14 protein-coding genes and 1 pseudogene are annotated in these 21,040 nt (G+C 55.7%); 1 reads left to right on the top strand and 14 read right to left on the bottom strand.

Annotated features, from left to right (window positions below):
• Positions 1-21: 21 nt before the first annotated feature.
• From E2L00_RS21800 to E2L00_RS12575, 7 genes and pseudogenes are all read right to left on the bottom strand, one after another.
• Positions 22-204, bottom strand: coding sequence for a VENN motif pre-toxin domain-containing protein (locus tag E2L00_RS21800; RefSeq protein WP_268903907.1), 183 nt, complete (start codon positions 202-204; stop codon positions 22-24).
• A 1-nt stretch (position 205) separates the two neighbouring features.
• Entirely contained in the window at positions 206-517 is a 312-nt protein-coding gene (imm45, locus tag E2L00_RS12600; protein ID WP_167611996.1) for an Imm45 family immunity protein, read from the bottom strand.
• Positions 517-741 (bottom strand): colicin E3/pyocin S6 family cytotoxin, encoded by a 225-nt coding sequence (locus tag E2L00_RS12595; RefSeq protein ID WP_236127734.1) that lies wholly within the window; start codon positions 739-741, stop codon positions 517-519. The genes imm45 and E2L00_RS12595 overlap by 1 nt, the downstream gene beginning before the upstream one ends.
• Positions 728-1,009 (bottom strand): hypothetical protein, encoded by a 282-nt coding sequence (locus tag E2L00_RS12590; RefSeq protein WP_167611993.1) that lies wholly within the window; start codon positions 1,007-1,009, stop codon positions 728-730. Before E2L00_RS12590 ends, E2L00_RS12595 begins: the two co-directional genes overlap by 14 nt.
• 79 nt (positions 1,010-1,088) lie before the next feature.
• Positions 1,089-1,331, bottom strand: a complete 243-nt coding sequence (locus E2L00_RS12585) for a type II toxin-antitoxin system RelE/ParE family toxin (RefSeq protein ID WP_420808850.1) — start codon at positions 1,329-1,331, stop codon at positions 1,089-1,091.
• The gene (locus tag E2L00_RS12580; protein WP_167611990.1) at positions 1,328-1,606 is read right to left on the bottom strand and encodes a CopG family ribbon-helix-helix protein; all 279 of its coding nucleotides are present in this window, start codon (positions 1,604-1,606) and stop codon (positions 1,328-1,330) included. The genes E2L00_RS12585 and E2L00_RS12580 overlap by 4 nt, the downstream gene beginning before the upstream one ends.
• 50 nt (positions 1,607-1,656) lie before the next feature.
• A pseudogene (locus E2L00_RS12575) lies at positions 1,657-1,977 on the bottom strand (tyrosine-type recombinase/integrase); the annotation flags it as partial.
• 179 nt (positions 1,978-2,156) lie between these two features.
• Here E2L00_RS12575 and E2L00_RS21620 point away from each other — a divergent pair.
• The gene (locus tag E2L00_RS21620) at positions 2,157-2,333 is read left to right on the top strand and encodes a SymE family type I addiction module toxin (protein WP_338031925.1); all 177 of its coding nucleotides are present in this window, start codon (positions 2,157-2,159) and stop codon (positions 2,331-2,333) included.
• A 43-nt stretch (positions 2,334-2,376) separates the two neighbouring features.
• Here E2L00_RS21620 and E2L00_RS12565 read toward each other — a convergent pair whose 3' ends face one another.
• The 7 genes from E2L00_RS12565 to phoB all read right to left on the bottom strand — a co-directional run bounded on the left by E2L00_RS12565 (position 2,377) and on the right by phoB (position 20,888).
• Positions 2,377-2,616, bottom strand: coding sequence for a hypothetical protein (locus E2L00_RS12565; protein ID WP_167611987.1), 240 nt, complete (start codon positions 2,614-2,616; stop codon positions 2,377-2,379).
• Entirely contained in the window at positions 2,606-13,519 is a 10,914-nt protein-coding gene (locus E2L00_RS12560) for a hemagglutinin repeat-containing protein (RefSeq protein ID WP_236127733.1), read from the bottom strand. The genes E2L00_RS12565 and E2L00_RS12560 overlap by 11 nt, the downstream gene beginning before the upstream one ends.
• Before the next feature lie 14 nt (positions 13,520-13,533).
• Positions 13,534-15,216 (bottom strand): ShlB/FhaC/HecB family hemolysin secretion/activation protein, encoded by a 1,683-nt coding sequence (locus tag E2L00_RS12555; RefSeq protein ID WP_167611984.1) that lies wholly within the window; start codon positions 15,214-15,216, stop codon positions 13,534-13,536.
• Between the two features lie 243 nt (positions 15,217-15,459).
• Positions 15,460-16,833, bottom strand: a complete 1,374-nt coding sequence (proY, locus tag E2L00_RS12550) for a proline-specific permease ProY (protein WP_167611981.1) — start codon at positions 16,831-16,833, stop codon at positions 15,460-15,462.
• 70 nt (positions 16,834-16,903) lie between these two features.
• Complete coding sequence (brnQ, locus tag E2L00_RS12545; RefSeq protein WP_167611978.1) at positions 16,904-18,226, bottom strand: branched-chain amino acid transporter carrier protein BrnQ; 1,323 nt, start codon at positions 18,224-18,226, stop codon at positions 16,904-16,906.
• A gap of 628 nt (positions 18,227-18,854) precedes the next feature.
• A complete protein-coding gene (phoR, locus tag E2L00_RS12540) occupies positions 18,855-20,177 on the bottom strand; it encodes a phosphate regulon sensor histidine kinase PhoR (RefSeq protein ID WP_167611975.1) in 1,323 nt (440 codons plus the stop codon).
• A 21-nt stretch (positions 20,178-20,198) separates the two neighbouring features.
• Entirely contained in the window at positions 20,199-20,888 is a 690-nt protein-coding gene (gene phoB, locus E2L00_RS12535) for a phosphate response regulator transcription factor PhoB (RefSeq protein WP_167611972.1), read from the bottom strand.
• Positions 20,889-21,040: the final 152 nt, after the last annotated feature.

Below are 21,040 nucleotides of genomic sequence, written 5' to 3'. Positions count from 1 at the left end.
CGTTTTGCCTTCAGACTGCGCCTACGCAATGTCACTCAGCGCATTATTCTCAACCGCATTCTTCCCGGCCTGCGCCCCGGTTCCGGCGGCTTCCGCGCTGATACCGGGGATATTCCGGTGATTAACCGGGATCGCTATGACTGCCTGAAGCGAGGCCGCGACTGACAGCTGAAAGTAAAATCCCGGCCCGAGGGCCGGGATCAATTTACTCAATGGGAGTAGCTACATATTCATCAAGAATGTGAACATTTTCAACATCACATTCGGGATAAATCCATTCTGCCCAGTTATTGATAACCCATTCAGTACTTAATGCCCGACCTTCAGTTGAACCACTCTCAGTAGGTAAAGATACTAAGATTAAACCTGCTTTATGTCCTGAGGAAACAACCAGACCGTGAGTATCAAATAAATCAATAACCATAAAATCCACCCATGCTTCATAAGGCCACACAGCCGGTAATCTAAAGACTGAGCCTCGCTTTATGGATTTATTTTTATAATCAATTAATTTCATTATTTCACCTTCAAATCATGGCCGCCTGATTTATCAATGCTGTTAGGTATTTTTTGCATAGAGAAATCAACCTCACCTAAATGTTTACCCTTTGATGTCACAACTTCAAACCGCCCATGTTGCGTATCCAGAGCATAAAGATTTCCATCTTGCCCGCGGTACACATCGCGATTATTTAGCTTGGTCAGCTTATTGTCTTTAACCATTCCGTTAGCTATGGCCAAGGACGGCGGCCTGCACCCACTGCCACAAGCGGCGGCGCTCGCCATAATGCAGATTAGACGCATACGAGCGCATGGAGGGTTTTTGTGAACTGCTGAGGTGGGCGCGAGAGTGCGTATAATCTCCTGCATTATGGTCAATGGCCGGGCTGCGGCCACCGTGGACTTGTATATTGCAGATGGCTTCCGCCACCGGACGGCCATTTACCCCGCGCGGCACCCAACCCGATGAAGGCAGATCGCGCCAGGGACGGCACGCTCTGCCGTGCACAGACAACTCAGCTCACAGACGGCTTACGGAGTGTCCGCCGATACCGGAGGCCAGCTACGGGCGGTGTGGATCAACGTCACTATCCACACTGTTTCTCTTGCTTCGTCCAGCTCGTAGACCAGCCGGTAATGCTCGTGTGGCACCAGTTCACGGGTCCAGCTATCTGTCCGATGGCACCCAGCAGAGGATGTTCTGTCAGTCTTTCGGCCAACTCGTCGAACCGCTCATCCAGTTCAACAGCGGCTATCGGGTTTCTTTCTGCCAGATATTCCCAGATAGCAAGACGATCCTGGAGTGCTTCATCTGTCCAGCGTACTTTCACATTTTACCTGCCAGCTTTGCACGACGTTCTGCGAACAGCTTTTTAACATCTTCATTATCCATTCCCGTACCCGAACGGATGGACTGCCGCCCCTTCTGGACTTTTTGCGCCACATACTCATCGTAGGCCCGGCTGTCGTTCTGACGCTGGATATAGTCCCGCATCAGTTCACGCATCACCTGAGAGGCCGGTCTGTCGCTGGCTTTTGCCGCTGCGATGAAGCTTTCCCGCAGGGAGTTTTCCAGCTTCATCGTGAACACCGCTTCTTTCGGCATGATCCTTTCCTCACGTCTGCTTAAGTACTGACAGAGTATATACCTTATCATTACTTCTTCTCCACCACGTTAAGAGATTCATCCTCCCGCTGCTCTGCCGGATGCGTGCTCGCATGCACCGCCTGCAACGCCCGGATACTCACCTGCGTGTATATCTGCGTGCTCTCCACGCTCCGGTGCCCCAGCATCGCCTGTATCCAGTGTAAGTCCGCCCCGTTCTCCAGCATCTGTGTGGCCATCGCATGGCGGAACAGGTGGCAGCTCCCTTTTTCGATACCGGCCGCTCTCAGGTACGGCACCACCGCCATGGTAATACCGCCCGCCGTCAGGCCCGCCACGCCGTCCATCGCTAGGAACAGCGCCTTACAGTCAGATAGCCCAGGCACAGCAGACCGGAACGGACGACTAAAGAAGATTTTTGAACGCGGGCTGAAGGTGCGGATAACACCAGCAGCCCGCTGACCACAACCAACTGACAAGGAGTTGATTATGGCTGAGCACGATACTAAGCCAGAAGTGAGTATTTCCAAAGCGTTACGGCACAATGAAGGTGGGGTATACCAGCATTCGTCACGAAAACCGCCGTACCGGCATGACCACGTATTACAGCCGCAGCCCCTGTATTCACCTTAAGGGGAACTGGCTGGCCGAAGCGGGGTTTGGGACCGATACCCCAGTTACGGTAGCCGTTGAGCACGGGCAGATTGTGATACGGCCAGTTGAGTGACGGATAATAAAAAGATCCCGCCGGGCAAGGGCGGGATTTTCTGCTAGATAAGGTCTGTTTCTTTTATCTTATCCAGGCCCAACTTTTCTAACGGAACATCGTATATATCAGCTTGTTGCTGAATTAAGGTTATGACTCGATGAAAAGCAGATAAATAACCTGTTTGGAAGTCTTCGCTATCTGTCCCTAATGCTGAAATTTTCTTGGTCTTTGCTTCTTCAGCAAGCTCCTTCAAAGCTTCTCCTAAAGTAACAACCAGCGCCTCATATTCATTAAATTCCATTATTTCTACCTTTCAAAATACCTTCAGCAATAGTTTTATATGACTCATGCCTATTTACATCCTGTTGCCAATGATGAAGTAAATTTTCTTGATGCTGTGAGCTTAGATTTTCCCAATCAGGTACATGTTCCAAGCGTTTTACAGGATCATTCAAGTATCCCTGATGCTCTGCTATTTGCTTATCATGCTTAGAGATTGCTTTTTCCAGATTTTTATCTGGTAGTTTATTGTACTGTTCATACTGTTTAGGGTAGCGATCCTTCGCGGCATCAAAGTTGACTTTATTCTGCTGAGAAGCGCTTTCATTATTCCTCGCATTCTCTTCGTCCTGCGGCTCCCAGCCGCCAGGTGTTCCCGAATCTGAGCCACCCAGCTCCGCCTTCTCCGCATCCGTCAGATCTTTCGCCACATTGGGATCGCGTACTTTTGCTGCCTCATCTCGTGCTTCAACGATTGACGGGCCATCAGTGATAGGTGGGGTCTCCTCAACACTACCGTTCGGTTTCGTTGTGATACATACAGAAGCACCGTAGCAACCACTTCCTGCCGTTCCCTGAGAGCCAGCTACCGGTGGCGGGACGGGAACAGGTACTGCCAGCGCATTATTCTCAACCGCATTCTTCCCGGCAAGCGCCCCTGTTGCTGCGCCGGATGTGCTGTCTCCCGCGATCCCGCCCGCCATACCTGCCGAGATGGTGGCCAGGGTGCTCACGGTCAGCTTCTCTTCTTCTGTCAGATGACCGGCCGTTTTACCCGGATACAGGGCTGCCATAATCGCTCTGGCGGCAAGCTCTGCCGAAGCTGCCCCGGCGGCTCCTGCCGCTACATTATTTCCCTGAACCATAGCTACCGCACCACCCAGTATGGCGTGGGCAATGGCATTAACCGCCGGGTCCTTCTCTGTCGCTTTCAGCAGATGGGCCAGCTCCGGGGCCGATGCCCCCGCCAGCGCACCCGCTATATTACCACCGGCAAGGCCCTGAAGCGCTGCCGTCGCAGCCTGAATTCCGCGCTGCACATTGCCGCCCGTGCCAAAACCGGAGTCGTTAAACGCCTGGGTGTAGTACCCCTGATAAATCTGGTCGTTAATATTTTTTTCGGTCGGTGTTTTACCCGGGTTTTCCTTCTGCCACTGCGCACGGGCCGCGTTCCGCTCTTCCGGCGTGACGCTCTGCATCTTCTCATTTGCCGTTTTTGTCGCATTAATCTCGCCCTGCGTCCGGGCTATATCCGCCGCCTGTCCACCAATCTCGCTGATAGCCTGCACGGTCTGCAGCCGCTTCTGCTCCTTCTCCTTGTCGAATATCGGGCTGATACTGTCGTTGGCATGCTCCGTGTCACGACTCAGGCTCGTCACATTCTGCTGCTGGTTTTCCTTGTCACGGATGGTGATGCTTCCGTCTGCCACCGCTGACTGTGTGGTGCCTTCCGCATGGCCGCTGTTACCGGCCATTGAAATCACGCCGCCAGGCATGTTGCCTTTAAACTGGTCGCCCCCGAAGCTCCCGCCGCCGCTCAGGCTCACGCCGCTGTGTTCGGTTTTAAAGTCCGCTTCGTTGTGAATATCCGTAAAGCCCAGCGTACCGGTATCAAGGTGGTTTTTATCCGCCGTGGCGGTAGACGCAATCACCGCACCATCAAGCTGCGTGTGATTTCCGACCGTAATATCAAAGCCGCCCTGACCCGCGTAAATTCCGCTCTGCTCCACGACAGAGTCGTACTCGCTGCGCATTTTATCCTGGCTGGCGCTGATGTACCCCGAGCCGGTCATCGACCCGAAGGTGAAGCTCCCGCCTGCCGCCACGCTGGTCTGCTTTGAGTTATAGTCGTTGCTGTCCTGCTGGCTGCTTATCAGCAGGTCGCGTCCCACATCCGCAATAACCTTGTCGGCACTGACCTGCGCACCGTTCAGCACCGTGTCGCGACCACTATTGATGGTCATCGTGCCGCCGCTGTCCAGCGTGGTTTCCGTCCAGGCGGTACCGTTGCCCTTATCTTTTCCTTTCGCGGCATTTACGTTCGCAAAGATACTGATGCCGGCACCGTTCGAACCACCGCCGATGCTGACCCCCACCCCGCCACCGCTGCTGCTGTTCTTGCCGGAGGTTTGCTGGGTATTTGCTGTGCCCAGCAGAAGGATATCGTTAGCTGCATCAAGCGTGGTGTCACCACCCGCCTTGAGCTGACTGCTGCCAATGGCGATATCGCCGCTGTGGTTACTTTGACCCTTTCCGGTCGCGGTAATAGCGAGGTTGTTACCCGCATTTAGCGTGGAGCCGCTGACCGTATCCGATACCTGATGCTGCTCTGATTTGGACTTCTGCGTGGTCAGGGAAAGGCTCACGCCCATGCCATTGTTCGGGTCTCCGCTTGCCTGGGCCAGTTCTGCCCCCTGTGCAGCCTGAACGCCGGACAGCGCAGCCTTAGTGGCCTGCAGGGCCGCCAGTCGGCTATCGCTTTCATCTTTGGCTGACTGCGCCGCGCTGACAGCGCTGTTAATTGCGCTCCCTACCACGCCGGAAAGTGCCAGCGTCAACCCGCTATTCTTCTGCTCAAAAGACTCGTCGCGGGTACGTTTGTCATGGCCGGGGTCGATAACCACGCTGTCGCCGGTTATCGACATATTTTTGCCCGCAATCAGGTCGGAGCCACCGATATGCGCCTGGCCGCCCGCACTGATGCTGACGTTGCCGCCCGTTGACCCAACCGTGCTTGCGCTCTGGCTCTGGGTGGTGCCGTCCTCGTTCATTTCGGAGCGGGATTTGGCGCTGCCGATGGTGATACCGATGCCGCCGGTGCCCATCAGGCCGCTCTTTTTGGTCTCCTTCAGGCGGTATGTGGAATCTGTATTGGTCGCCGCCACGATATCCACGTTATTGCCTGCGGACAGGGAAACATCGCCGTCGCCAACCACCGAAGAGCCTTTCACCAGCAGGTTGTTGCCCGCCGACACGGTGACGTTATCGCCGCTTAACAGCGTGCCCGCTTCACGCGTGGCGCTGTCTTCCTCAACGGTATGAGTGGTCTTTTTGCTGAGGAAGCCTTTTTTAGTCTTTGTCTCTTCCTTAAAGTGGTAATCGCTCTCCGTGGCTGTTTCCAGATTGATATCGCGCCCTGCACCCAAGCCGATATCGCCGCTGGCGGTAACCTGTGCGGCTTCGGTATTGATATCGCGTCCGGCCACAATCGTGGTGTTACCGCCGCTGGCGTTTTCCGTACCCTGCTGGCGGACCGACTCGTTGATTTCGACTTTTTTCTTCGCGGTGTAACTGTTCCCTTCTGTCGTTTCCTGCGCCTTCAGATTCACGTCCCGCCCCGCCTGCATCGCCACATCGCCTTCTGCGGCAATGCCTGCCGCCTGGCTGGTGATGTCCCGGCCTGCGGCAAGGGTCAGGTCACCGCCGCTGCTGATGGTGGTGCGATCCACGCCGGTGCTGTGGGATTCGCTTTTACCCCTGCTCGCACTTTCGCTGGTCTGCGCCGCGTTGAGGTTCAGATCGTTGCCTGCAATGAGCGTCGCATTGCCGCCCGCGTTCACCGCGCTGGCTGCAAACGTCAGGTCGTTGCCCGCCTGCATCCCCATGCTACCGCCTGCGGTGATGGTGCTACCCTGGCTGGTCGTGGAGGAGTTACTCGTCGCATTTTTGCCCCGGAAGCCCGACTGGCTGTAGCTGCTGGTCACCTGGTTCGCCGTGACCGCGATATCGCCCCACGCATCCATCAGCAGGTTGCCTCCGGCGGCCACGTTCGCGCCGGTGATATTGATATCCTGGCCCGCGCTCAGGCTCAGCGAATCGAGAGAGGTGATGGATGCCGTGTTGCCCAGCGTGGTGCCGGACATGCCGACGTTCCCGTATTTGCCTCCACCCCCGAGGCTCCATGTATCCGTCAGGGTGATGTTACTGATGCTGCCGTCCAGGCTTTCGAGCGCAACGGTTTTTCCGGCAATGGTCGAGCCGATATTGTTGATATCACCCAGCGCGTTCAGCTGCAGGTTGCCGCCCGCGTTCATCAGACCATTGTTCAGGTTGCTGATGCTGTTCTGGCCGTTGAGGCTCAGGTTGTTGTTTGCGGTCAGGGTGCTGCCGCTGTTGGTGATATTGCCGCCGCTGAGCGAGACGTTATTGCCCGCAATCACGCTGCCGTGGTTAATCGTCACGTCTTTTGGCGACAGGTACACTTTCGGTATCATCACCGTCTGGCCGTTCACCGTGGCGGCTTCCCACCAGATAATGCTCTTGTCGAGGGCAGCTATCTGCGCGGCGGTGAGCGCCACGCCAAACTGCAGGCCGAGCGAACTCCGGGCCTGCGCCGCGCTGTCAATCAGGTACTGCATCTGGTCCAGATCGGAACCGATACCGTTGATATAGCGGCTGCCGGTCTGGTTAAGCACGTAATTGCTCACGTAGCGCGTATCAAATGCTGCATCGCCAAGGAAGCGGTAATCGTATTCCGGGTGCAGGTTCAGACGGTCGAGGAAGTACGCCGAGCCGAGGAATTTATTCTGGTCGGTATAAGTGCTATTGGTTTCACGCGGAGCGCTGCCGGGCTTCATGCCCATTAGCGTATACAGATCGCCGAACAGGCTTTGATCCAGCTGACCCAGGCCATCCAGTTTAGGGTTGGTGGTGATCAAATAGGGGCTGTCAGGATCGGTGGCGGTAACGAAATATCCATTATTACCGGATGGCAACGGCCAGGCGCTGGTGTCCACGCCGCTGCTTTGATGCTGCTGAGGATCCTTCAAATTCGCGCCTTGAGAAGCTCCATTTTCCAGCGACGCGGCGCTACCAAGACTGGCATTGCCCGAGCCGTTCACAGCATAGTTATCCAGCCCGGCAAGATGACCGCCAGAACTCTCCAGGCCGCTGCCGCCGTTGATTTGTTGCAGCGCGTTTTGCAACTGGTCGTTCCACTGTGGGGAGCCAACGGCTGCTTTATCGGCGTTAGCAAGATTCTGTTTCTGTACGCCACCGCTAATAGACTGGTTGCTAAAGGTATTCAGGGTTGGGGCGGTAATGGTATTGCTGACGCCGCCTGCGTTGGCCGTAGTGGTAGTATTGCTGATATCGCTGGTGAAGTTAGCGACGACATTGCCGCCCGCCTGGATTACGGAACGGTAGATTTCGCCAGCTTCATGGGTAGTTTCACGACCTACCAGATAGAAGCTGAGCAGTTGCTTATATTTATTGTAGTTATTGTTCTTATTGGATAATCCATTTTCCGGGAGGACGTTAGTTGCGTATCCTGGTTGCGTATTTGAACCATTACCATATTGATAAACAAGGGAATTTGTTGCTGTTCCGCTCTCCCAGCTTTGATTACTCAGCTGTGTCCCCTGCAACATAATATTTTTAGCAGCCAATATATTGCTGGCCTGGTTTTCCAATGAGCCAGCCGTAATATTCAGATGCTGGCCAGATGCTATACGGCCCGCTCCTCCAGTACTGTAAACCTCTACGCTGGTCTGGCTTAGAGCAAATTTTTGTGTAGCGTATTCCTCAAATGGTGCGTAGTAATATGTTGTTATATCCCAGATAGTACAACCACCATCAGCTCCTCCACAGTGAGTGGCTTCTTCTTGATGATTGGTCGTGTAATAACCATAACTTCCCGTTGGCAAAAGTGAATAATGCACATTCAGGGTCGTATCACCTAACCCAGGAAAAGCCATTCCCGGTGTAGTCGTTTCTTTGACCGACAGACCTTCTCTTGTATTAAGCAAATGCCCGGTTTTAACCGTAATATCCCCGCGCTGCGTCTCAATGCTGCCGGAGGTATTCACTACTTCGGCGTTGGCATTGCCCGCCATATCGCGCTGCAGCCACAGGCTGTTGCCCGCCAGAATATCGCCGCGCTGGTTTTTGATACTGTTCGCCAGCAGGTACATGTTATTCCCGGCGTACAGCAGCGCGGTGTTCAACAGGCTCCCGGCTGCGTTAAGCGTCAGGCTGCCTGCCGTGCCGAGGAATCCATCTACTGTTATATCGCCGCGACTGTTTAGCGCTACGTCGCCGCCCGCCTGTAATGTGCCTGCTGCATTCATCGCAATCTGGCTGCCCGACAGCGTGCTGGCTCCGCTGCCGGTAGTGATTTGGCCGTTATTGGTCAATTCGCCGCCTGCGGCCAGATTAACGGCCTGGCCCTGCATCACGGCGTCATTGGTGATGGCACCGTCGCTGCTGACCGAAAGCGCGTTCCCTGCGGCAAGTACGTTTTTAACGGTGAAAGCATTGGTCAGCTTCAGCGTCAGATTGCCCAGCGCCACGATCTGGCCCAGCTGATCTAATCCCGCGCTGGTCAGCGTCAGGTTTCCACCGCTGAATAGCTTCCCGGCGGCCTGATGATTTACCTGGCCGACCGTAACGTTCAGTCCTGATTTACCCAGCACGGTGCCGCCGTTGGCTAGCTGCCGATAGTTCACCGTCAGGTTATTAGCCTGAGCCAGGCCCACATTCGCCAGGCTGTTACCGGCTATCGTGCCCTGCTGCTCCGCGAGAAGCGTTCCGTTGTTAATTGCCGTTGTGGCGTTCAGCACCAGCTGGCCAGCCTGAAGCCAGCCGTTGTTGATTAAAGAGCCGCTGGTGAAGGTTAGCTCGCCGCCTGCAAGCACTCTCCCGTCGTTGCGGGCGGTATTCATACCGCTGAGGCGAGCGGCGGTGCCGCCCTGAATGATGCCGTAGTTAATTAGCGAAGGTGCGGTAACGGTGAGGTCTTTCTGGCTGAGGATGCTTCCCGCTGCGCCGTTATTTAACTCTCCGGTCAGGTTTAGCGTCAGGGCATTATCGCCCTGCAAGCGACCGTTGTTGACCAAACTGCCGCTCTTAACGCCAAGCTCTGCCCCCTGGATACGCCCGTGGTTATCTACCGAGGCGGCTTCGAGCGCCAGTTTCCCGGCGGTCAGCAGAGTTTTGTCCTGCTGCTGGGTGAATGCCCCGCTGAGCGCGACGGCCAGATCCTTCACGCCGCTAATCTCGCCGCCGTTGGAGAGGCTGCCGCCTTTGAGGGTGAGATTTTTAGCCAGCCACTGGCCCTGGTTAGTCAGGCTCAGGGCGCTGAGCACCGCATTGCCGCTGGCGGTAATTTTGCTGCCAGCCGCAGAGGTGAGGTTCCCGGCCAGCGTCATCTGTAGCGCATCAGCGCTTTGAATAGCTCCGCTGTTTTGCAGGCTCTGCGCGGCAAGCAGCACCCGCTGCCCCTGCCATGAGCCGGCGTTGGTGATGTCCCCGCCGTTTACCGTCAGCGTGCCATCGGTCAGCAGCTGCCCGCCGTTGATCAGCGTCAACAGCGGGGCGGCCATGCGCATTCTCGCCGCCAGCGCCTGTCTGGCTTCCAGAGTCAGGGATTCAAGGCCAATTGCCGAACCGCTGTTGTTGATGTTCGCCTGGTTCAGCGTCAGGTTTTTGCCCTGCAAAGCCCCTTTATTCACCAGCGAGCTGCCCGCAAGGTGCATATCTCCTTCGCTCAGAAGGGAGCCGCTGCTGGCCAAAGCCTGGGCATTAATCTGCATATCGCCGTGGCTGAGCAGTTCCCCTGCGTTATTTAGCGTCCCGGTGACATTTGCATTTAGTCCGCTCAGGCCGAACAGCGAACCTTCGTGACGCCAGCTTCCCGCCGTTACCTTCGTGTTCTGCCCCTGGAGCGTGCCGCTGGTGCTAAGCTGCCCGGCGTTCAGGCTTAGCAGGCCGCCCGCCAGCGTGCGGCTGTTGGAACCGGTCATCAGCGTATTGCCGATGACAGTTAGCTTCTCCGCTCCCTGCCACAGCCCGTCGTTAAGCAGCGAATTAGCAGACAAAGCCAGATTTTTAGCGACGATTTTACCGCTGTTGTTCAGGCCAGTTGCATCAAGGGAAAGATCTCCCTGGCTCCAGAGTTGGCCGCTATTGCTGAGATCCCCGGCGATCCGCCCGGTTAACCAGTCGAGGCTATTTATCGCCCCCGTGTTTGTCAACGCCGCCAGATCGGCTTCGATCGTTTTCCCCTGCCAGGTGCCCGCATTGGACGTCGTGCCGCTGTTCACCTTCAACGAGCCGCCGCTGAGGATTTTCCCGGCGGCCTGGTTATCCAGCCGCTGGCCGTTAATATCAAGAGAGGTTACCCCCTGAATCACGCCGCCGTTGCTGGTGTTGCCGCTGCGCAGGCTTAATCCATCTGCCGCCAGTACGCCGCTATTATTCAGCGAACCCAGAGCAAAGCTGGCATCGTTACGGGTAATAAGCTGCCCGCTATCCAGGTTTTCCAGCGCTCCACTTAAGTCCACACTAAGGGTATTAGCCAAAATGCTGCCGCGATTGGTGAACGTTTCCCCACTAAGGGAAAGAGCATCGTTGACCTGAAGCAGGCCTTCGTTTTCCAGGCTGACGAGCGCCAGATTTAGCCCACCGCCGCTGATAAGCTGCCCGTCAGTCCTGTTTGCCAGCGTGCCGCCGCTAAGCTCCAGGCTATCGCTGCCCTGAAGCAGGCCGCTATTAACTAAATCGCCGTGGAAGTTCGCCACTTTGGCAATCAGCCAGCCGCTGTTATCAAGCGAGGCTGCGGTTAAATTTACGTCATGCTGACCGAGGATTTTGCCCTTGTTATTCAGTCGATTGCTGACTGACAGGCTGGCAGTTTGTTCGCTAAGGACGTTGCCGGTGTTTATCCAGTCGCCCGTCGCCAGGTTCAGGGTTTTACCCTGCATTAACCCGGCGCTGGTCAGTTTTGTGGCCTGAACGTTAAGGTTGCCGCCGCTGAGCAGCACGCCGTCCAGATGATTTAAAGCCGCCACGTTCAGCGTCAGCAGGTTGCCTCCCTGCAATGTGCCGCTGTTGGTCAATGCATCTGCGGCAACCGTCAAGTCTCCGCCAGCTAGCAGCGTTCCCTTATTGCTGATTTCTTTTGCCGTCAGGGAAAGCGTGTGGTTCCCCTGAATTGCGCCCTGGTTGTTGAGGCTGTCAAAGCTCAGGCTCTGTTTATCCGCCGCCAGCTGGCCCGCGTTATCCAGTCTTTTCCCGGCAAGCACCAGGCTGCCATCCGCCAGCAGTAATCCATTTTGCAGGTTAGAAAGATTCGCCACCTTTGACGTCAGATTCGCAGCGTTGATTTCACCGCCGTTGGTCAGCGAATTGCCGCTCAGGTTGAGGTCGTTGCCGATGGTGATTAACCCGGTATTATTCAGTTCCGGCACGGCCAGCGTCAGGCTGCCATCCGTCGCAATTGTCCCGCCGCGCTGGTTAGTCAGCAGAACCGTGACGAGATTCAGCATCCGGCTGCCCTGTAGCAGCCCGCTGTTGGTGAGGCTATCGCTGCTTATCGTCAGCGCCGGGGAGACAATCGTTCCGCCGTTAACGATGGCTTTGCCGTTCAGGGCAACCGTGGCCGCGCTGCTTTTGCCGCTGTGCTGAAGGCTGTCTGCCGTTACCGTCAGCGCCCCTTTCGCAGCCTGAGTACCGTTCAGCGCGGCCTGACGCGCCGCAAGATTCATGGCTCCGTCCGTCTGGAGCTGGGCTTGCGCTGCGGTAGTCAGGGTATCGGCCTGTGCGTTCAGTCCCTTCGCACCGCTGACCGCCCCGCCTATCGTCGTTTGAACGCTCTTTAACGTTGCGGTGCCGCCGCTTTGTAACAGGCCGCTACTGGCTATCTGGCCGCCCTGGAGCTGCATGTTGCCTTCGGAGGTCAGCGCCCCGCTGTTGGTCAGACTGCCGCCGCTAAGCGTAAGATCGCGCCCGGCGGTCAGCTTGCCCTGCGTGGACGCAGATCCTGTTGCCGCAACGCGGATATCTCGCGCAGCATCGCCCATGCTGGTGCCGTCCTGAGCCAAATCCCGTGCGGAAAGTTTGATGTCATTCCCGGCGGTAAGACGGCTGCCCGAAATCCGCATTTTGCCGCTGCCGCCAAGAGTAATATCCTTGTCGCTGGCAAGCTGAGCGCCGCTCAGCGTCACGTCGCTCTGCGCGTTCACGGTCATTGGCCCGCTGGCTTTATGTTCCCCGGTAAGCGTAACCGACTCGCCTTTCGCCGCCAGGCTGCCGCTGGCAAGACTATTTTTAACCGTCAGCTTTCCGCTGGTATCAAGCGAGATATCGCCCTGGCGCGCATTCAGGCTACCCAGATTAACGCCCACGCCTTTTTCACTGGAAACCAGGCGAATACGGTTGGCGTACATACCGCCCAGCATGCCTGTATCGACCGCCACGGCAGGCGCAGCGCCTTCTCCGGCTATCGCCGTGACTTTGCCATCTGCCCCAACGCGGTTGGCGCCAGCGATGACATTTAAATCTTTGGCGTAGATTTCCGCGTTTACTTCCGTGGCGCGGGCGATGATTGACAGCGCGTCCGACTGGCTGACGTTCAGACCCTTCCCTTCAACGGTAATCGCGCCTTGCTTCACCTCCAGCGCCAGCAGATTACCTGCCGCATCAAACACCGGCTTGCCGGTGGTCAGCGTGACGTTTGGCGTATTAATAAAGCCGCAGCCATTGCAGGTGATGCCGTACGGGTTGGCGACCATGACGTTCGCCGCTTTGCCCGCCACTTCGGTGTAGCCCTGAAGCTGGGAGCGGTTGCCGCCGTTCACTTCGTTAATGATACCGCGCGCTTCCTTGCCCGCTTTCAGGTTAGGGTTGTTCTGGATAAGTCCGCCCAGCTGCGTCTGATTCAGCTGCCCGGTGGCGTTATTGAGGATAAGCCCCTCTTTGCCGACGTTATAATCTTTGAACTGATTATGGGAAATCCCCGCCCCGTTTGGCGTGGCGATATTCACCACCGGCACGCCGTTACCCGCCTTGTCGATCTGCGTTCCCGGTACTGAAGGCGTCAGGCTTGCGGCCACCGCAGGCAGCAGCGGCTGGGTTGCCAGCATGGCGCTGATTGCCCAGCTAAGCAGGCGATGATGCAAACGAATTGGTTGCTGGTGATTATCCATAATCTTTAAGTCCCTTAAATCACAAACGCGATGCGGTAGTAGACGCTGAAGCGGTCGGGTGCCAGCCAGGCCGGATATTTCACCGGCAGGCCAACCGTGAACTGGCTGGAGTAATAGCGGTTTGCGCTGGAAAGCCCAAACGCGGTGCCCCACAGAGTGCCGGACGCCCAGGGATCTTTGTTATCCTTTTGCAGCCAGCCGCCATCCAGTGCGGCAAGCGCGCTCACCTGGCCGATAACCGGCAGGGTAAAGAGCGTGTAGTTAAGCTCGTTTCGCCAGTAGCCGCCGTTATCGCCGGAAAGATATTGTTCTTTGAAGCCGCGCACCGAACTTTCTCCACCGATCGTCAAACGCTCGCTGCCGTACAATCTGTCCGGAGACCACTGACCGTAAACGCTGCTTAGCCACCACAGATTGTTGGCAACCGGCAGCTGGTAGCTGCCGTTGAAGCTCCATTTTTTGAATTCAGCTTTCGGCACGTCGCCGCGCTTGCCGTTATCGTCTTCCGCGTCAAGCCAGGGCACACCGTGGCTGAAGGTCGGGTTAATGGTCGCCACGCCGCCAAAGATTTTTTGCGTATGATTCAGGCCGAACAGCAGGCTGGTAAGCCTGCGGCTGCTGCTGTCGAGCTTCGCGTCGTTCAGCCAGTTGCGGCTGATTTGATGGATCAGGCCCAGGGAAGCGCCGGTTTTCATATCTCCGTTGCGGAACAGCACGTGAGAAAACGTGGCGCGGTGCGAAACGCTGTCGCCGGTGGAAATCCAGGGATAGCCGTTGTTATTGATGGTGTTGAGATAGTTGCTCCAGCTGTAGCTGTAATCCAGCAGGCTGTAGCCGTAAGGCAGACTGACGCCCGCCTGGAAATTTTGCGCGTCGTGGGCGTTGGAGAAATCGCTGCTGCGCCCGCCGCTGATAAACCATTTGTCGGCGAGGCCCAGCAGGTTATTGCCGGCCAGCGAACCGCTAAGCTGGCCGGTGCCGGTGCTCTTCTGGCCGCTGTTATCGAAGCTCAGGGAAGTGCTTAACGGAGATTCAGGCGTGACGGTCAGATTAACAATGGAATAGCCCGCTGATTCGCCAGGCAATATTTCAATTTGCACCGGCGTGCTGCGGGTACGGTTAATTTGCTCCATGCCCTGTTCGATATCACGCAGATTCAGAATATCGCCTTCCAGCCCTGGAAATACCATAGCCAGCGTGCGTGAAGGCTCGCCGTCCATCTTAATACGCTGCAACCGGCCTTCCATTACCGCAATATGTAATTCCCCAGCGGATAAGTCCTGCTCCGTTAAAAATGCCCGGCTGGTGATATACCCCCGGCTGATATACCAGTCGGATACGGCGCGAGTCAGCTCGCTCAGGCGTGGCATATCCAGGCACTGATTTATCCAGGGAGCCGTTAATCGGTTGGCCTGGCGTTCGTTCAGCAATGTCGCGCCATCAAGGGTGATGCGGCTAATCGTAAAACAGGGGCCCGATGCAGGCCTGGCGGGTACGGACTGGGTAAAGCGAGGCAGCCCGGCGCTGCGTTCTAACTCATCACGCTGGCGCTGGTTCTGCTGCAAAATATTTTGTTGCTGCTGTTCAACGGTATTTCTGTCGGCCGGAGACAGCGGGGCCGCCGCCGATGCCGTAAACGCAAAAATATAAGCCAGGCAGGCTAATCCATAAAACCCGGCGTTTAATTTAACTGACATCCGTCGCCCCCTTCCCTGAGTGCAATAGCTATCGTCCCGGCTATTAATAATCTTTAACGGCCGGTTATATTCCGCAAGAAGGCACCACTAAACATAATTATTTAGCTATCACAACAACCTTTTAATTTTTAAGATTTTTTCCATAGAAAATTTAATAAGTTAAAAACCAAAAGGGGTGGTGAAAAGAAATGAAATTTGATGGCTAAGCAAAAGAAAACCCCGCCGGGCGGCGGGGTGAGAGGATTAATTACTTTGTGAAATAGTTTGCAAGCGGCGGCGTTTAAACAGCCAGCCAACGAGCAGCACGGCAATCCAGCCGCAGCCCACGTAAAGCGAAATACGCGTGTCCGGGTGCCAGCCGATAAGCGCGATGATAAACGCCAGGAATATCAGGCCCACTATCGTGGTCGCCACGCCGCCGGGAACCGGGAATTTCAGCGCCTTAGCTTCTTCTTTAGAGAGTTTGCGGCGGAAGGCTATCTGCGACAGCAGGATCATTATCCACACCCAGACGGTGGCAAAGGTCGCCAGCGAGGCAATCACCAGGAAGACGTTTTCCGGCATGATGTAGTTCAGATAAACCGCCAGCAACATGGCCAGGCTCATCACCAGGACGGTGACGTAAGGAATGCCGTTGCGGGAGGTTTTTGCGAATACCTTCGGCGCGCTGCCCTGCTCTGCCATTCCGTGCAGCATACGGCCCACGCCGAATACATCGCTGTTAATCGCAGAAAGCGACGCGGTAAGGACGACAAAATTCAGGATGCCTGCCGCAACGGTAATCCCCATATGCTGGAACGTCAGTACGAACGGGCTGCCGGAAGTGCCAACCTGGTTCCACGGGTAGATAGACATGATGACAAACAGCGTACCCACATAGAACACCAGAATACGCAGAGGCACAGAGTTAATAGCGCGCGGAATAGATTTCTGCGGGTCTTTCGCTTCACCCGCCGTGATACCAATGATCTCGATACCGCCATAGGCGAACATCACCATTTGCAGCGACATGATCATCCCTGTCCAGCCGTTGCTGAAGAAGCCGCCGTTGCTCCACAGGTTGTGTATCCCCGTCGCCTGGCCGCCGTTACCGATGCCCCAGAAGATAATGCCGATACCGGCAACGATCATAATGATGATGGTGGCAACTTTAAAGAACGAGAACCAGAATTCCAGCTCGCCAAACACCTTCACGCTCATCAGATTGATGGCGCAGATGATCAGCACCACGCTAAGCACCCAGACCCAGTGCGGCACCGCCGGAAACCAGACGCCCATATAAATACCGAACGCGGTCACGTCCGCGATGGCGACAATCAGAATTTCGAAGCAGTAGGTCCAGCCGGTGATGTAGCCAGCCATTGGCCCCAGATTGTCCTGCGCGTAACGGGAAAACGAACTGGCGGCGGGGTTATGAACCGACATCTCGCCCAGCGCGCGCATGATGATGTAAGCCGCCACGCCGCCGATAATATAGGCCAGCAATACGCTTGGCCCCGCCATTTTGATGGCGTCCGCCGAGCCGTAAAACAGCCCCGTACCAATCGCCGAACCCAGCGCCATAAAACGTATGTGCCGGGTGCTCAAACCGCGCTTGAGCTTATTCTGGTTTTCCATCTTTCCGTATCACTCTCAACAAATAAAAAACCACGGAGCGCAGCCCCGTGGTTAAACAACATGCAAATTTTTAGTGGACGTTTGAAGTAACTCTTCGCCCTGCTGCGCGGTCCCAGACCACGGCGATTATCACCATCGCCACGGTCGGTAATACCCACGCCAGACCTTGATCGGCAAGCGGTAAGCGCGCAGCCCATGCTGGCAGCATATCGCTAATGGCCGAAGCCTTAATCCCGTCAATGATACCAAACATTGTGCTGATGAGCATCGCCGGTGCTATCACGCGTCTTGAGTTGTGCCACCACGGACGGGTGAAGCTCAGCACCACCAGGGCGATACACGGCGGATAAATGGCCGTCAGAACCGGAATGGAAACCTGAATCAGATGGCTCAAGCCGAGATTAGACACCACCATAGAGAACAGGCCGAGGATAAATACCAGCGAGCGGTAGGACAGCGGTAAATACTGGCTGAAGAATTCGGCGCAAGCGCAGGTCAGGCCAACGGCCGTCACCATACAGGCCAGGAAGATCAGCGCAGCCAGGAAGAAGCTGCCCGCGCCGCCGAAGGTATGAGCCACATAAGCATGCAGGATCGCCGCGCCGTTCGCGTTCCGATCGGTAATAAGGGTTGCGCTGTCCGAACCCAGGCGGAACAGCGCCAGATAAATCAGCGTTAAACCGACGCCCGCAATCAGGCCAGCCCAGATGGTATAGCGCGTCAGCAGACGGGATTCGGTCACGCCGCGCGAGCGGGCCGCGTTAACGATAACGATACCAAACACCAGCGACGCCAGGGTATCCATGGTCAGATAACCGTTCACGAACCCGTTGGAGAATGCGGCATTCTGGTACGCCTCAGTCGCGGTACTGATACCGCCCGCAGGCCACAGCAAGGCTCCCGCAGCCAGGACCAACAGCGCAACAATTTTCACCGGCGCCAGCACGTGCCCGACAGTATCCAGCAGCTTGCCTGGATAGAGGGAGATGGCGATAACCATAGCGAAATAGACGAGGCTGTAGATAAACAGCGGCAGCTCGCCTGAGCCCATCAGCGGTGCGATACCCACTTCAAAAGATACGGTTGCGGTACGCGGCGTGGCAAACAGCGGACCAACGGCCAGGTAGCAGATAGTAGCCAGCAGCACGCCTGCGCGACGGCCAATCGGCGAGCTTAAGCTATCGATACCGCCACCCACGCGGGCAATGGCGACAATGGTCAACACCGGCAGACCCACGGCGGTTACCAGGAAGCCAAGGGCTGCCGTCCAGACGTGTTCACCGGCCTGTAAGCCAACCATTGGAGGAAAAATGATGTTGCCCGCGCCGACAAATAACGCAAAGGTCATAAAGCCCAAAGCGATAATGTCGCGAGATTTTAAGTGATGGGTCATAAAATAATTGCAGCCTGTGGATGTGTGGTGTTGAGTTTTTGAAATTTCCCTGCCGTACAGCATGGCAAAAAAGCGGCATTTCCAGTTATCGACAGCGGAAAATACTGATCCAGATCGGTGGCGAAGAATAGTTGGTCGAATTACCACGCAAATTCAGTCGGTCTGGTAACTACCTGGGGCGCAATTAAAACGCTTATAGCGTTTGAAGACAAGGAGCGATCCAAAAACCAGATTGATATTCTTAATTCATGAAAAAAAGCAGTGAATAAATTCAAATTCTGGAATTCATTATGGTTCATCGTGCGGTCATTTTATCACCAGAGGGCAAGGTTTGGTTAACGAGAGGGCGAAAAACGCACAATTGAGGGAGCCTGGAAAGAGAAGTTGACGGAGTTGGTTAAATTTTGTTCGATAATTTTGCTTTGCACTCGCCCTTACCCCAACCCTATCCTGAGGGCTGAGGGCTGAGGAAGAAAAGAACAGGAAGTTGCCCTGTCCTGAAGGCTGAGGAAGAACAGAACAGGGAGTTGCCCTGTCCTGAAGGCTGAGAGAGAAAGAAGAACGTAACTTTTTGGATTCCCCCTCCTGAAGGAGAGGACCAGAGAGAGCCTCCTGCGAATGTCTGTATCTATGCCGCAGGCGTTCCATTCTCGATAACCACCGCCCCAGGCACAATCAGCCTTTCCGGCAGTACAAACGAAAACGTCGTTCCTTGTCCCAATGTACTTTCGATATCCAGCCGCGTTTCATGATGACTCAGGGCATGTTTAACAATCGCCAGCCCCAGCCCGCTGCCGCCCGTTTGCCTTGAGCGCGCTTTATCCACGCGGTAGAAACGCTCTGTCAGCCGGGGAACATGCTCAGCAGAAATACCCGGCCCGTTATCCGTCACGCTGAATTTTGCGCCCAGCGTGGTCTTTTGCCAGCTAACGGTAATATGCGTGCCTTCAGGCGTGTGGTTCACCGCATTGTAAACCAGATTCGAAATCGCGCTGCGCAGCTGCTCTTCGTTGCCAAACACCTTAAGCGCTGGGTTAACATCAAACTGCAACGTCTGTTTTTGCTGGCAGAGCGTCTGCGCCTCACGTTCCACCACCCGCAGCATCAGCGGCACGTCAACCTTTTCATTCAGCACCATCGCCGGGGCCGCTTCAATACGTGATAGTGTCAATAGCTGTTTCACCAGGCCTTCCATACGCGACGTTTGCTCGCGCATAGTGCCCAGCGCTTTATCGCGCAGGGGGCCTTCCAGGTTCTGGTCCTGCATCATTTCCAGGTAGCCCTGTAGCACGGTTAACGGCGTGCGTAACTCATGGCTGACGTTGGCAAAAAAGTTGCGCCGCGCGCCTTCCAGCTGGTGCATCTGCGTAACATCGCGCGCCACCAGCAGCCACTGCTCGTCGCTGTAGGACATCACGCGGAACTCCAGATGACGGCCATTGTTCAGCACCAGGGTCAGCGGACGGGTAAATTCTTTCGTAGTTAAGTAACGGGTAAATTCCGGATAACGCAATAAGTTGAGGATGTTCTGGCCGTTATCGTCCGGCCAGCGCAGCCCGAGCAGCTGTTGCGCCAGGCCGTTACACCAGAAAATCGTCCCTTCTTCCGTCGTCAGCACCACCGCATCCGGCAGTGATTCGGCCCCGCTGCGAAAACGCTTAATCAGATTTCCCAGCTCCTTACGGCGTTTCTTATTACGTAGCTGCATCTGATGCAGGCCATACAGCAAAGGCTCCCAGCTACCGCGCCCTGGCGGAGGCGTCATACTGCGGTCGACCCACAGCCACCAGGAAAGGCGCAGTAAATTCCAGAAATGCCACACCAGCAAAGCGGTAACCATCGCCAGTAAAAACCAGGGAAGATGGCCAAAAATCAGCCCGAGAATCACCGCCGGTAAACAACAGAGCACCAGCTCCAGCAGCAGCCTTTTCCATGACAATCGTTCCAGCACGCTTCACACTCCTGTCAGAGACTAAAAACGGGTCGAAAAACGATAGCCCGTGCCGCGTACCGTTTGCACCATGCGATCGTGACCGGTCAGTTCCAGCGCTTTGCGTAAACGTCGAATATGCACGTCAACGGTGCGGTCTTCCACATACACATTGGTGCCCCATACGTGGTTAAGCAATTGCTCACGGCTGTAAACCCGCTCCGGATGAGTCATAAAGAAGTGTAAAAGCTTAAATTCCGTCGGCCCCATATCCAGGGGATTTTCACCGGTCATCACGCGGTGGGAAGAGGGGTCGAGGCTCAGCCCCTGCATTTGGATGACTTCTTCCACCGCCATCGGCGAAATACGGCGCATCACGGCCTTAATGCGTGCCACCAGTTCCTTGGGCGAGAACGGTTTGGTGATGTAATCATCGGCGCCGACTTCCAGACCCCGCACGCGATCCTCTTCTTCGCCGCGCGCGGTCAGCATCATGACGGGAATTTCACGGGTCAGCGCCTCGCGTTTGAGGTGCTTAATAAACTGAATGCCGGAGCCGCCGGGTAGCATCCAGTCCAGCAGGATCAGATCGGGAAAAGGTTCGGTAAGAAGATTCACGGCTGCGTCATAATCTTCCGCTTCTACTGGCTGAAAACCGTTTTGTTCAAGTACAAAGCTCACCATTTCACGGATAGGAGCCTCATCTTCTACGACTAAAATACGCTTCGCCATGATTTACCCTGTTTAAACAATGCCATTGCTAATTTGTGCGACAGTATGCGTCAGATTTATGACAGATTTATGAAAAAAACGGCGGCCGGATGACTGATTGCTTTGAATTATGACGCGCGGAAGTGCCCTTCGTGACAACTGCCTTTATAATC

Origin of the sequence: Cedecea colo (assembly GCF_011808225.1) — a bacterium.
Taxonomy (GTDB): Bacteria; Pseudomonadota; Gammaproteobacteria; order Enterobacterales; family Enterobacteriaceae; genus Dryocola; species Dryocola colo.
The sequence above is the reverse complement of the archived record's forward strand: the minus strand, read 5'-3'. Positions and strand labels throughout refer to the sequence as shown.

Excerpts from the sequence above, each read along its gene's own strand:
- brnQ (WP_167611978.1), bottom strand. The coding sequence starts at position 18,226 with ATGACCCATCACTTAAAATCTCGCGACATTATCGCTTTGGGCTTTATG.
- E2L00_RS12560 (WP_236127733.1), bottom strand. The coding sequence starts at position 13,519 with ATGGATAATCACCAGCAACCAATTCGTTTGCATCATCGCCTGCTTAGC.
- E2L00_RS12580 (WP_167611990.1), bottom strand. The coding sequence starts at position 1,606 with ATGCCGAAAGAAGCGGTGTTCACGATGAAGCTGGAAAACTCCCTGCGG.
- proY (WP_167611981.1), bottom strand. The coding sequence starts at position 16,833 with ATGGAAAACCAGAATAAGCTCAAGCGCGGTTTGAGCACCCGGCACATA.
- phoB (WP_167611972.1), bottom strand. The coding sequence starts at position 20,888 with ATGGCGAAGCGTATTTTAGTCGTAGAAGATGAGGCTCCTATCCGTGAA.
- E2L00_RS12565 (WP_167611987.1), bottom strand. The coding sequence starts at position 2,616 with ATGGAATTTAATGAATATGAGGCGCTGGTTGTTACTTTAGGAGAAGCT.
- E2L00_RS12555 (WP_167611984.1), bottom strand. The coding sequence starts at position 15,216 with ATGTCAGTTAAATTAAACGCCGGGTTTTATGGATTAGCCTGCCTGGCT.
- imm45 (WP_167611996.1), bottom strand. The coding sequence starts at position 517 with ATGAAATTAATTGATTATAAAAATAAATCCATAAAGCGAGGCTCAGTC.